The 11,653-nt window shown below is 66.1% G+C and carries 11 protein-coding genes; 9 read left to right on the top strand and 2 right to left on the bottom strand.

What is annotated here, in order from left to right; all coding sequences use genetic code 11:
- Positions 1-115: 115 nt before the first annotated feature.
- Positions 116-670, bottom strand: a complete 555-nt coding sequence (locus ACP56T_RS21555) for a hypothetical protein (protein WP_430914076.1) — start codon at positions 668-670, stop codon at positions 116-118.
- A gap of 309 nt (positions 671-979) precedes the next feature.
- On the bottom strand, positions 980-2,272 hold the full coding sequence (locus ACP56T_RS21550; RefSeq protein ID WP_238230157.1) for a flavin monoamine oxidase family protein: 1,293 nt from the start codon (positions 2,270-2,272) through the stop codon (positions 980-982).
- Between the two features lie 352 nt (positions 2,273-2,624).
- Here ACP56T_RS21550 and ACP56T_RS21545 point away from each other — a divergent pair, with 352 nt between their 5' ends.
- The 9 genes from ACP56T_RS21545 to ACP56T_RS21505 all read left to right on the top strand — a co-directional run bounded on the left by ACP56T_RS21545 (position 2,625) and on the right by ACP56T_RS21505 (position 11,077).
- Positions 2,625-3,365 carry a Crp/Fnr family transcriptional regulator gene (locus tag ACP56T_RS21545; protein WP_238230156.1) on the top strand — a complete coding sequence of 247 codons (741 nt, stop codon included), beginning with the start codon at positions 2,625-2,627 and terminating at the stop codon, positions 3,363-3,365.
- Positions 3,362-3,592 carry a hypothetical protein gene (locus ACP56T_RS21540; protein ID WP_238230155.1) on the top strand — a complete coding sequence of 77 codons (231 nt, stop codon included), beginning with the start codon at positions 3,362-3,364 and terminating at the stop codon, positions 3,590-3,592. Before ACP56T_RS21545 ends, ACP56T_RS21540 begins: the two co-directional genes overlap by 4 nt.
- 98 nt (positions 3,593-3,690) lie before the next feature.
- Entirely contained in the window at positions 3,691-3,873 is a 183-nt protein-coding gene (locus tag ACP56T_RS21535) for a DUF2934 domain-containing protein (protein WP_238230154.1), read from the top strand.
- Positions 3,874-4,082: 209 nt separating this feature from the next.
- Positions 4,083-5,603 (top strand): ATPase domain-containing protein, encoded by a 1,521-nt coding sequence (locus tag ACP56T_RS21530; protein ID WP_238230153.1) that lies wholly within the window; start codon positions 4,083-4,085, stop codon positions 5,601-5,603.
- Positions 5,600-7,648: a hybrid sensor histidine kinase/response regulator gene (locus tag ACP56T_RS21525; protein ID WP_373324074.1), complete on the top strand. Its 2,049-nt coding sequence runs from the start codon at positions 5,600-5,602 to the stop codon at positions 7,646-7,648. Before ACP56T_RS21530 ends, ACP56T_RS21525 begins: the two co-directional genes overlap by 4 nt.
- A 178-nt stretch (positions 7,649-7,826) precedes the next feature.
- Positions 7,827-8,858, top strand: a complete 1,032-nt coding sequence (locus ACP56T_RS21520; RefSeq protein WP_373324073.1) for a patatin-like phospholipase family protein — start codon at positions 7,827-7,829, stop codon at positions 8,856-8,858.
- Between the two features lie 244 nt (positions 8,859-9,102).
- Entirely contained in the window at positions 9,103-10,281 is a 1,179-nt protein-coding gene (locus ACP56T_RS21515) for a zinc-dependent alcohol dehydrogenase (protein ID WP_238230274.1), read from the top strand.
- A 273-nt stretch (positions 10,282-10,554) separates the two neighbouring features.
- The gene (locus ACP56T_RS21510) at positions 10,555-10,779 is read left to right on the top strand and encodes a hypothetical protein (protein WP_238230152.1); all 225 of its coding nucleotides are present in this window, start codon (positions 10,555-10,557) and stop codon (positions 10,777-10,779) included.
- Between the two features lie 100 nt (positions 10,780-10,879).
- On the top strand, positions 10,880-11,077 hold the full coding sequence (locus ACP56T_RS21505; protein WP_238230151.1) for a hypothetical protein: 198 nt from the start codon (positions 10,880-10,882) through the stop codon (positions 11,075-11,077).
- Positions 11,078-11,653: the final 576 nt, after the last annotated feature.

The following is an 11,653-nucleotide window of genomic DNA, read 5'->3' as shown; positions in this document are numbered from 1 at the left end:
CACGACCAACATCCCGCGCAAGCCTCCCGTTCGAGCCGGAAGGCAGTGTGGATGACTTGTCCTGGGGTCCCGTTTGGACGCCGATTACCCCAAAAACGGGGTCCTTATTCCACGCCTAATCACACTCAGTGGCCTCGGCCAGCCTATCGGCATGCTCCGGTGCCGCCCTACGGCTTTGCGCACGCTTACGCCGCTCCTCGGGCTCGGCCCGACGCGCAGCCTCCTCGATGGCCGGCCAGTGTCGGCGCAGTTCCTCGAACGACCGGAACGGGACGCGCCAAGCCTTGGTGGCTGGGTCCCACCGCGCCCATGGCACCTGGCGCAACCCGGCGACGACGTCCCGTGAATAGGGCGTGCGCACCACCAGGTCATCGGCCACCTCCAAATAGGGGCTGGCGAGCGGCTCGAACGTGAAGGCGTCCCGACCGCGCTCGTCGGCATGTGCCAGGACGCCAGACCATTCCCGGCTCGACCATAAGTTCAGGCGGCGCTCCGCGGACGTGCCCGGCACGAACCAGGCACCGAGGTCGTCGCGCCACCGCGCGCGGGGGAAGGCGGCGCGGAACCGCTCCACGGTCATCCGGTCATACGGGAAAGCAGCGGTCGCGCCGGGCTTCCCCTCGCCGGCATCACGCTGCGTCGCGCTGAACTGGCCCGTCCCTCCGGTCACCGGTCGTCCCTACGCTACCCTTTCCGTCAAGCCGCCATGAAAGGCGGACCAACGGCAAGTTCGGGCACAGGAAGCGGTTCCCGTGGCGAACGTCGGACAGGGTCCTCTGTCACACGGATCGTGACCGTGGCACGGTCGGGTTTGCTTTCGATCCTTGCCGACGTCGACGACGGTCGCCTCAAGCGGGTGCTGGTCGACTGGTGCGCGCCCTTCCTGAGCTCTCACCTGAACGACCCGCACCGGCGCCAGCCCGCGGCCGCCTTCGCCCTGCTCGTGGAAGCGCTGCGCCCGCCACAGGAGAGGAGGTCGCTACCAGGCCGCACGCGATCCTCTGGAGGCGTAAGGGCCTCGCTGTCCGAAGCCAAGCCTACCCTTTAACGCCGCCAACGCCTCGTCGGCGGCCCTGTGCCCGCTATCGTGGGCCCCGTGGGCAGTCGTGAAGTCGAAGGGGTGCGTCGCCTCGCCCGCGAAGAAGAGCCGGTTGTCGAACGGCTGGGCCAACCGTGCCCGCGCCTGGGATCGGCCCGGCAGGGCGCAGCTATACGCGCCCCCGATGGACGCCATCCGGCTCCAAGCCGTCGCCGCGAGCGGTCGGATCGCCGAGGCCACGTCGCTGCCGAACAAGGCGATCAACTCGGCGGACACGTATGCGAAGCCGGCAGCCGGGCCTTCCTCCTCCACGATACGGGCGCCGGCGCCCCCGAGAAACGCCTCGATCACCGGCCGGCCGTTGGGCCGGATGGAATAGGAGGCAGACCTCGCGTCGCGCAGGTTGCCGTAGGCGTGCGAGTCCGGCTCGAAGGCGGCATCGCGCCTGATTTCCAGGAAGACCTTCTCGTTGCGCCCGAGCGGAAGGGCGATGGCCGCCTCGCGCCAGGGTTCGGTCCCGGCGGGAAGGCGAATCGCGTCGCCGGCCAGGACCGCGGTCGAGACCGTGAGGATTGAGGCCCCGCCGCGAACGGTGCCGGTCCGCGTGGAGACGGCGACGCCCTCCGCCGTCAGGTCGATCCGCTCGGCGGGGGTCGCCAGGCGCAGCGCCGTGGAGGACGGCAGGCTGGCGGCGACGAGCGTGCCGTAGCCGAGCGGCAGATGCCAGTTCCGGCCCGTCGAAGCGTCGTCATAGGCCAGGTAGTCGGTGGCCGAGATCGCCTCGGGCCCGACGCCGCTCATGAAGCCGGCGATGGCCTGCACGTAGGCGTTCCAGGCGCCGCCAGGCTCAAGGGCATCGCTCGCCCGGTCGCTGCCCGCCGCGATCAAGCGGAGCCGCTCTTCCCAGTCGCCGTACGCCCTCTGCGCCGCCTCTTCAGCGTCCTCGTCCTGGGCGATGCCGGGATGCGCCTTCGCCCATGGCGGGTCGCCCCGGTCGACCGGGAAGCCCGATGCCTCGGCGATACCGACCCAGGCGTTGCGGTCGCCCGAATGGAGCCACTCGCAGCCAAGGTCGAGCGGATAGCCTCCGAGATCCTGAGTGAATGCGCGGCCTCCGAGACGCGATGACGCCTCAAGCAGCAAGGCCGATGCGCCATAGGCCGCGAGTCTCCGCGCGGCGCCGATACCGGCGGCACCTCCCCCTATGATGATGACGTCGAACGCGTTGCCCATCGGGAGAAGGTGAGGTCGTCAGTCACGGCTTCAAGGTTCATGCGGCAGTAGGGTTTTCGCTTCCACCTGGCTACTCGTGGACGGAGCACCCTTCGTTCGCAGGGTTCGCTGCATAGCCGACCCGCTGTGAGTTTGCCTCGTCCGAGTGGAAATGTCCGATATCGGACACCTTACTGGATCGATTGCTAGAACCTGACCTCCAGTCCTCTTCCACCGTCTTAGGGAAACGAAATTTTTCGCGTTGGGGTCTTACCGGCAAGTGAGAATTTTCTATCTTCGACCTTTCAAGAACTCGCGGCCTTCCTGCGTCGTGATCAACGAAAACACCATCCACGACGGACCGCCTTCAGGCATGACGCAGATCTCGCTTTCGCCAAGCCCGCTCGTTCGCAAGATGGAAGGGTTCGGCAGCTTGTCTGAAGTAGACCGTAGCGTGCTGGAAAACCTGGGCACATCGACCGAGACTGTCCCGGCCCATTCGGACCTCGTGCGCGAGGACGAGAGGCCAAGGGGCATCCTCCTGGTCCTAGAGGGAATGGCCTTCCGCTACAAGATGCGCGCGAATGGCTCTCGCCAGATCATGGCCTACCTCGTTCCCGGCGATATGGGCGACCTCGACGTGGGGCTGCTCGACCGGATGGATCACGGCATCGGCACCTTCTCGGCCTGCAAGGTCGCCTGGATCAGGTCCGATGCGCTTGCAAGCATTCGTGAGAATCATCCCGAGGTCGCGCGTGCGATACGCATGAGCACCTTGGTCGACGAGGCGACCTTGCGGGAATGGCTGCTGAACGTCGGCTGCCGCGTGGCCATTGAGCGTCTGGCCCACCTGTTTTCCGAGCTCCTCCTGCGCCTGCAGGTTGTCGGCCTTGCGTCCGAGAACAGCTACACGCTGCCCATCAGCCAGGGTGAGCTCGCCGACACGACAGGCATGAGCGCCGTCCACGTCAACCGCTCCTTGATGGAGCTCCGTCGTCGCGGCCTCATTCAATTCAGCGGCAAAACCCTGTCCATCCTCGACGTCCCGGCGTTGAAAGCGTTGGCCGAGTTCAAGCCCAACTACCTTCATCTCGGCGAACGGAGGGCGGCATGAGCCTTCGATTGCAGCCGGTTCGGGTCGAGACCGGGAGTGGCGATGAGGATGGCCGGCTCGTCTTCAGAGACGATGCCCTGATCGCCTTACTGGTGCGCTTATCGGACAACCACGACGCGGACTCCGGCAAGTGGTTCCTGGAGGCGGGGTTCGGCTGCGTTGCCCAGGAGCGAAACCCTCTCTTCGAAGACCTTGAACAAGCGCAGGCGTGGTTTGCGACGAGGTAGCGGACACGATGCCCGAAGGGGGCCGCGACGCGCCGCACCCATCTCGCTCCCGCGAGGTTCGCCTCACATCACCGTCTCGATCATCAGGGACTTCCGAAATGCCAAACGACGGGATCCCCTTCGAGCGCATCCGAGAGCGTGCCTACGACATCTGGGACCGCAACCATCGCCCAGCTGGCTTCGACTTGGAGTTCTGGCTGATGGCGGAACGCGAGCTGAGGGCCGAGGCGGCCACGGCGACGGCGGATCGGTCTGAAGCCAACAACCCGCAGACCTCGTGAGGAGGATACGGCTCGCTCTGTCTGCTTGAGGATAAGCACCGCAGAAGTTCTCTGCTTAAGGATAAGCACCGCAGAAGCCCTGGGTCCGCGCAACGGCGGGGACCTATTGAGGCTCACGGCGTTAATCCAAGTGAACATCTACCGAGAGGCCGACGAGCCGCCGTGAGCCTGGCGGCAGCCGGATGCCCCTTTCCCGCATCATGGTGCCCATGACCGACGACAGCCCAAATCCCACTGCCGCTGGATCACGCGACGCTGTTTCCACAGGTATCCCTGGTCTCGACGACATCCTTTCCGGTGGCTTGACCCGTGGACGGCTCTTCCTCGTCGAGGGCACACCCGGCACGGGCAAGACGACCCTGTCGCTGCAGTTCCTGCTCGAAGGCGCCGCCCGGGGCGAGAAGGGCCTCTACGTCACTCTGTCGGAGAGCGCCGAGGAGTTGCGCGCTGGCGCCGCTTCCCACGGCTGGAGCCTGGACGGCATCGAGGTCTACGAGCTCGTCAGCGAGCTCGGCCTCGATCCCGAGAGCGAGCAGTCCATCCTGCACCCGTCAGAGGTCGAGCTCGGCGAGACCGTGCGCGAGGTCATGGAGCGCGTCGACGCGCTCAAGCCTGCACGCGTGGTGTTCGACAGCCTGTCCGAACTCCGCCTTCTCGCCCAGAACCCGCTGCGGTACCGGCGCCAGATCCTGGCCCTGAAGCAGTTCTTCGCGTCGCGTCGCTGTACGGTGTTGATGCTCGACGACAATACGGCTGACGTTCAGCTCCACAGCATCGCCCACGGGGTGCTGGTCCTGGAGCAGATGGAGCGTACGTTCGGGTCCGAGCGTCGGCGCATCCGCATCCTGAAGATGCGTGGTGTGAAGTTTCGCGGCGGTTTCCATGATCTTGCGCTCGACACGGGTGGTCTCACCGTCTTCCCGCGGCTGATCGCGGCCGAGCACGGCGCAGACTTCGATCCGGTCACCACCTCCACCGGTCTGGCCGAACTCGACTTGCTGCTCGGCGGCGGACTCGTGCAGGGGACCAACACCCTGCTCATGGGCCCGTCCGGCGCCGGAAAGACGACCACTGCTGTCCGCTGCCTGCTTGCCGCGCTGGAGCGGGGTGCACGCGCGACCTACTTCCTGTTCGACGAGGGCAAGGCGACCTTGCTCGCCCGATCCGCACTCCTCGGCATGGACCTGCGCCCCTACGTCAAGTCTGGGGCCCTGAACCTCATGCAGATCGACCCGGCCGAGATCTCGCCGGGCGAGTTCTCATGCCGGGCCCGCGAAGCCGTCGAAGACCATGGCTCGACCTTCGTCGGCATCGACAGCCTCAACGCCTACGTCCACGCCATGCCGGACGAGCAGTACCTTGTCCTGCAGATGCACGAGCTGCTGAGCTACCTCAACCAGAAGGGGACTACGACAGTCCTCGTCCTGGGACAGCACGGGGTCATCGGCGAGGTCCGGAGTGACGTCGACCTGAGCTATTTGAGCGACGGTATCGTGCTGTTCCGATATTTCGAGGCCGAAGGCGCTGTCCGTACGGCCCTGTCCGTGGTGAAAAGCCGGGTCAACGCGCATGAGCGCACGATCCGCGAACTGATGATCTCGGGCACGGGCCTGCAGGTCGGCGAGGCGCTGACCGACTTCCAGGGCGTGCTCACCGGGTTGCCGGCCTACGGCGGCAAGGTCGCCATGTTGAAAGCTGACGCCGCCACGACGCCGGGACCAAGCGCATGATGCCCTTGGCAGAGGCCGAACACCGGGTCCTGATCCTGGCGCCGCGCGGTCGCGATGCTGGGGTTATCGAGCAGTTGCTCGCGAAGTCGGGGACGCCCGCCTGCATCTGCCCGGACGTCGCGACCTGGGTCGGCGAACTGCGGAACGGCGCGGCCGCCGCCATCGTCACCGAGGAGGCCCTAGTCGAGGCGGATACGGCGGCCCTCTACGCCTGGGTCGATGTCCAGCCGCCGTGGTCCGATTTTCCCTTCGTCATTCTCGCAACCCGTCAGGCCGGACGCCGACCCGCACGTGCCGCCGGAATCATCGAGCGGCTCGGAAACGTGGTGCTGCTGGAGCGGCCCATCAACGCCGAGACCTTAGCGAGCGCGGTCGCGTCCGCCTTGCGGGTCCGGCGCCGTCAGTATCAAGCGCGCGGGCACATCCTCGAACGCGAGCAGGCGCAGGAGCGTCTCAGGATTGCGAACGAGACCCTGGAGCGTCGCGTCGAGGAGCGCACGCGCGAAGTCGAGGCGGCGCGCGAGACCCTAGCCTTCGCGCTCGATTCCGCTGGCATGGGCTCGTGGGACCTCGATCTCATCAACGATACTGCTCGGCGTTCCGGTCGCTACGACGCGATCTTCGGTTACGACAAGCCGGTGGCCTCCTGGGGGCGCGCCGACCTTCTCGGCCATGCCCTTCCGGAGGACCGGCCCCTCGTGGAGGCGGCCTTCGCGAGGGCGATGGAGACCGGCTTCCTCGACATCGAGTGCCGTATCCTACGCCCGGACGGCGCTGTCCGATGGATCGCCGCGAAAGGCCGCGCGGAATATGATCGCGATGGGCTGCCCGTCCGCATGGCCGGCATCGTCCTCGACCGGTCCGAGCAGCGCGTGACCGAGGATGCGCTCCGGCAGGCCCAGAAGATGGAGGCCATCGGTCAGTTGACCGGGGGCGTCGCCCATGACTTCAACAACCTGCTGACGGTCATCGTCGGCGGCCTCGACATGATGATCCGCAAACCGGAGAACACCGAGCGGGTCGTACGCCTGGCCGAGGCCGCTATGGGCGCCGCACGCCGGGGCGAGCAATTGACCCAACAACTCCTCGCCTTCTCGCGAAGGCAGATGCTGCGGCCCCAGACCCTCAACCCGAACCGCTTGCTCCTCGACTTCCGGCCCCTGGCGGAGCGGGCCGCCGGCGGCGCCATCGAGATGGTCTTCGACCTCGATCCGGCCCTAGATCCCATCCGCATCGACCCGGCCCAGTTCGAGGCGGCCGTGCTGAACCTCGTGGTCAACGCCCGTGATGCGATGGAGGGCGGCGAACGCGTGGCCCGCATCGAGGTGCGCAGCCGCAACGTCCGCCTCGACACCGCTGCCGTCGCCGACAAGGGCGTGCCGCCCGGAGACTACGTCGAGATCTCCATCTCTGACATTGGCAGCGGCATCCCGGCAGACCTGCTCGCGCGCATCTTCGAGCCGTTCTTCACGACGAAGGAGGTCGGCAAGGGAACGGGTCTGGGCCTGTCCCAGGTCTATGGCTTCACCCGCAGCGCCGGCGGCTACGTCGATATTCAGTCCGAAGTCGGAGCTGGCACCACGTTCCGGCTCCGGATCCCCCGCTCCGCCGATGCAGCCGGGGAGGAGGTCGGTACCGGCTCCGCCAGCGTGCTGCCTCTGCGTCGCGCCACTGAAGGCGACACCGTCCTTCTGGTCGAGGACGACGAGGGGGTACTCGGCATGGCGGTCGAGAGCCTGGAGGAGCTGCGCTACCGCGTCGTGGTCGCCCGCAACGCCGCCGAAGCACTGGAGCATCTCAGGGGCGTGGAGCGCATCGACATCCTGTTCTCCGACGTGGTGATGCCCGGCGGGATGAACGGGTCGCAACTCGCCGTCGAGGCACAGCGCCTGCGTCCCGGCCTGAAGGTCCTTCTGACCTCCGGCTACGTCGCCAACCTCGACGAGGGGCAGGTCATCGGAAAGGGTGAGCTCCCGGTACTAAACAAGCCCTATCGACGGGATGAGCTTGCCCGCTCCCTGCGTCTTGTCCTGAGCGGCGATTAGTATCCGGCGACAGCTCACAATCCGATGACCCCCGGCATTCCCGATGCCCCATGGTCAGCCCTGGCACCACAAGGCTCAACCGCATTTGCCATCGAGTCCGAACGACTACGACCCATCAACTCTGGTCTCCGGCAACGACCCCGGCGAGGCGTCAATCGCCGGATCAGATAGGGACGCTTTGACCGCGGTCGTGTCGTCGGGAAGCCGGGACATTGCCTTGGTCCTGAGCGGCGGCAATGCGCTCGGAGCCTACCATGCGGGTGTGTACGAGGTCCTGCACGAGCGCGGCATCCGGCCGGACTGGATCGTGGGCGCCTCGATGGGTGCGGTCACGGCCGCCATTGTCGCCGGGAACACTCCCGAAGATCGCGTCGCCAAGCTCCGCGGGTTCTGGGCCGAGGCGACCCAGCACACCGGTCCCAGCATCTCCGGCATGCTGAAGCCGCGTCAGGTCTATAACGGCCTGCATGCCGTCCTGACGCTGATGTGGGGCCGGCCCAACATCTTCCAGCACCGCTGGCCCGGCCTGTGGTCCGCGCTGCCCGGGGTGCCCAACGACGTCGCGATGTTCGATCACGCGCCCCTGCTGTCCAGCCTCAACCGGTACGTCGACTTCGACCGGCTCAATCGGGGCGACGTCCGCGTCACGATAGGCTGCGTCGATGTCGCGACGGGCGAGGAGGTCTACTTCGACACCGCGCACGGGACGGTGCGAGCCGAGCACGTCCTCGCCAGCACCTCGCTTCTCCCGGCCTTCCCACCAGTTGAGATCGACGGCCGGCTCCTGTGCGACCTCGGCTACACCAACAACCTGCCCCTGGACCCGGTCTTTGCGGACGCGCCGGAGCGCGACCTCCTCTGCATCGCCTCGGACCTCTTCAACCTGCAGGCGCCCCGGCCAGCATCGCTCGATGCCGTGCTGGAACGGGCCAATGACCTCATCTTCGCCAGTGCGGGCCGCCGAACGATCTCGGCCCTTGAGCGGGAGTACGAGATGAGGCAGCGGCTTGAGCCGAACGGACCGACCGTGACGTTGCTGCATACGGTCTACAAAGCGGCCGCCGACCAGCTCTCGGCAAAGAGCTTCGACTTCTCGCCGTCCTCAATCCGCGATCGTTGGTCGGCAGGCGGGCGGGACATGGCCAATGGCCTGGCAAGGCTGACTGGAGGGGCGCCCAATGGTCGGCGCTTCGTCTACGAAGCGGTTTGAGGGATAACCGTTGGCACGCCCGCATCTACCGCGCCTGGAGGCGCCGTAGCACCGTCATACGGAGACGGGAAAGGACACCATCGTGGTCCGCTTTCCGGCCGAGGCTATGCGCTCGGCTGCACGGTCGACGTGGAAGTAAATTCCTCGACAACCGGATCACGCTCGCGTGACGGACATTACCTCCCTGGTGGAAGCGGTGGGGGTCATCCGTGCCGACACACCTCGAACCAGGAGCGTCGACAGGATGAAAGCACTCACGTGGCAGAGCCGGGGCAAGATCTCCTGCGAGACCGTCCCGGACCCAAAAATCGAGCATGGCCGCGACGTCATCATCAAGGTGACCGCCTGCGCGATCTGCGGCTCTGACCTCCACCTCATGGGCGGCTTCATGCCTACGATGGAGTGTGGCGACGTCCTCGGCCACGAGACGATGGGCGAAGTGATCGAGGTCGGGCGCGACAACCAGAAGCTCAAGGTCGGCGACCGCATCGTGGTGCCCTTCACCATCTGCTGCGGTGAGTGCCGCCAGTGCAAGTGGGGCAACTGGAGCTGCTGCGAGCGCACCAACCCGAACGGCAAGCTCCAGGCCGAGACCTACGGTTATCCGCTGGCCGGCCTGTTCGGCTTCTCTCACATCACGGGCGGCTTCTCCGGCGGCCAGGCCGAGTACCTGCGAGTGCCCTATGCCGATGTCGGTCCCATCGTGGTGCCTGAGGGGCTCACCGACGAACAGGTCCTGTTCCTCAGCGATATCTTCCCCACCGCCTACCAAGCCGCCGAGCACTGCGACATCGGCCCCGAGGACACCGTGGCGATCTGGGGCTGCGGCCCGGTCGGCGTGCTGGCCGTGAAGTGCTGTCTGATGCTGGGTGCCAAGCGCGTCATTTCCGTCGACAGCGTACCGGAGCGCCTTGCACTGGCCCGCGAAGCCGGCGCCGAGACCATCGACCTCTCCAAGGAGAACGTGCAGGATACGCTGATGGAGATGACCCACGGCTTGGGCCCCGACTCCGTTATCGAGGCGGTGGGCATGGAGTCCCACGGAGCCGACACCACCCTGCAGAAGGTGTCCTCCGCCATCATGGAGCACACCGTCAGCCTGGAGCGTCCCTTCGCTCTGAACCAGGCGATCCTAGCCTGCCGTCCGGGCGGAAATGTCTCGATGCCGGGCGTCTTTGCCGGTCCTGTGGGACCCGTGGCCCTCGGCATCCTGATGAACAAGGGCCTGACCCTGAAAACCGGCCAGACCCATATGGTGCGTTACATGAAGCCGCTGATGGAGCGCATCCAGAACGGCGACATCGATCCGTCCTTCATCATCAGCCATCGCTCCACCAACCTGGAGGACGGCCCAGCGCTATACGACATGTTCCGGGACAAGGAGGACAACTGCACCAAGGTCGTGTTCAAGCCGCACGGGTAGACCTCGTCCGCAGTAGGACCACCCCTGGGCGTAAGACCGCATCCCATCCCATTGGCCCTCCAGGCCGATGGGAGACAGGGTTAGGTGGGTTGCCTCCAAGCCCTCATGTCACGCCACAAGCCCTGTCCATCCGAGGGATGATCAAGGCGCCTGCAATGCCTCGGGCCGTACGTCCCAGAGGATGCTCGGGCAGCTTTCGTGACGAGGTTCGACACGGAGCCCTGCGCGCGTTTATCGCTTGGTCGTGGCTGGCCCACATGGGATGACCGAACGATGCGCATTCCCTCGTTGCCCGATCACAGCGTGGCCGTCTCGGCTTGCCGGAGCGAGAGGGGCCGCTTCCGATGGTCGGTGACGACCGCCGGCTATCACCCGTACCGCTCCCAGGCTTCCTACCCCTCGGCCTCCATCGCCCTGGCGGCCGGAATAGCCCACGCCCACGTCCTGGCGGACCGGCAGCCGATCAGGGGTCGGATCAACGACGGGATCTGGATGTGACGCCGCATTCGGGTTCTCAACCGGATCAAGGAGGCGATGCGCGATAAGCTTAGGCGAATACCCAATCAAGGCGCATACTCGGAGCCTCAAAGGACGCCCCATGCACATCATCGAACTCCGACGCCAGCCGCGTTCATCGGCTGCGCGGGCCGCTATCGTCGGTGCGACGCGTGCGTTGAACATGGCCTTCCCCGTCATCCTCGACGAAGCGGTGCCCAACCGGCTTGGGCGGGCCGTGGCAGCCCTCTTCGAGGCCGAGGCCATCCTGGCGCTTCAATGCCTGCCCGAGGCTGCCTGAAGGGCACTTGGGAGATCCTGTCGCGGACAGGATGGACGCTTCATGCGTCAGGGCACGGATGGCAACATCCTCGTCGGCTCCCTGCCGTCGGTTCGGTCGGCGTAAGGGGGAACGTCCACGAGGGTGCCGATCAAGCGAAGAAGCGCTTGCTGTTCGGGCTTGCCGGTTCCGTCGCTCAGGAACGCCCCCAGCTCGACGTGGCGGAGCCGTCCGCCTGACGGACTATTGGGCTGGTGGATGACGAAGGCCCGGCCGTTCTCGGGTTCGCGGCCGAGATGCCAGGAATCCCCGTTGGGGCTTTGATAGAGTTCCCGTCTATTCGACATCGGGTTCAGCCCTCTCCATGAGGATCAAGCATACCTTGGACGGAACGAGCGCGCGAGAACTGAAAGTGTCATCACGCGATCCGCAAGGATGGGCCAGTAATCCTCAGCAGGGTTTTTCACATGTGGCTGTCAAAAAGCGTTGGAACGGGACCCCGGATCGGCGTGCAATGGGGACCCCTTCGCAAGCTCGGCACGGTGCGGCTGAGCTGATCCGAAGCCCAGCTTTGGCGTCGTAGGTTCTGGCCTCAGG

The organism is Methylobacterium endophyticum (assembly GCF_050591105.1).
Lineage (GTDB): Bacteria > Pseudomonadota > Alphaproteobacteria > Rhizobiales > Beijerinckiaceae > Methylobacterium.
Note: the sequence above shows the minus strand (reverse complement) of the source record. Positions and strands in the feature narration are given on the sequence as shown.

Coding starts and splice junctions, on each gene's coding strand:
- ACP56T_RS21550 (WP_238230157.1), bottom strand. CDS start 2,272: ATGGGCAACGCGTTCGACGTCATCATCATAGGGGGAGGTGCCGCCGGT.
- ACP56T_RS21545 (WP_238230156.1), top strand. CDS start 2,625: ATGACGCAGATCTCGCTTTCGCCAAGCCCGCTCGTTCGCAAGATGGAA.
- ACP56T_RS21540 (WP_238230155.1), top strand. CDS start 3,362: ATGAGCCTTCGATTGCAGCCGGTTCGGGTCGAGACCGGGAGTGGCGAT.
- ACP56T_RS21535 (WP_238230154.1), top strand. CDS start 3,691: ATGCCAAACGACGGGATCCCCTTCGAGCGCATCCGAGAGCGTGCCTAC.
- ACP56T_RS21530 (WP_238230153.1), top strand. CDS start 4,083: ATGACCGACGACAGCCCAAATCCCACTGCCGCTGGATCACGCGACGCT.
- ACP56T_RS21525 (WP_373324074.1), top strand. CDS start 5,600: ATGATGCCCTTGGCAGAGGCCGAACACCGGGTCCTGATCCTGGCGCCG.
- ACP56T_RS21515 (WP_238230274.1), top strand. CDS start 9,103: ATGAAAGCACTCACGTGGCAGAGCCGGGGCAAGATCTCCTGCGAGACC.
- ACP56T_RS21510 (WP_238230152.1), top strand. CDS start 10,555: ATGCGCATTCCCTCGTTGCCCGATCACAGCGTGGCCGTCTCGGCTTGC.
- ACP56T_RS21505 (WP_238230151.1), top strand. CDS start 10,880: ATGCACATCATCGAACTCCGACGCCAGCCGCGTTCATCGGCTGCGCGG.